The 214-nt window shown below is 35.5% G+C and carries 1 protein-coding gene and 1 pseudogene; one reads left to right on the top strand and one right to left on the bottom strand.

Annotated elements, in window-relative coordinates:
* Positions 1 to 100, bottom strand: a pseudogene (locus Xinn_RS21720) (IS200/IS605 family transposase); the annotation flags it as partial.
* Positions 101 to 156: 56 nt separating this feature from the next.
* Between Xinn_RS21720 and Xinn_RS23675 the strand changes: the two are divergent.
* On the top strand, positions 157 to 214 hold a 58-nt coding region (locus Xinn_RS23675; RefSeq protein WP_422645990.1), incomplete at its 3' end, for a helix-turn-helix domain-containing protein.

Here is a 214-nt window from a genome sequence, read left to right as displayed (position 1 = left end):
TTCGATATTTCGTTGTGAACACCAGATGTACAACTAGTTTGCTCACACTATGCCTTTTTCTGAGATAATCTTGAAGCAGTGCTTTATTGTGCGCGCTCATTTTACAAAACCTATTTAAGTCAATAATATAAAGCCATTATACAGGTGAGCACTGAAATGTTAAGAGCAACAAAAGTACGCATTTATCCAACACAAGAACAAGCTGACTTTTTGA

It is taken from the genome of Xenorhabdus innexi, from assembly GCF_002632485.1.
Taxonomy (GTDB): Bacteria; Pseudomonadota; Gammaproteobacteria; order Enterobacterales; family Enterobacteriaceae; genus Xenorhabdus; species Xenorhabdus innexi.
The sequence above is the reverse complement of the archived record's forward strand: the minus strand, read 5'-3'. Positions and strand labels throughout refer to the sequence as shown.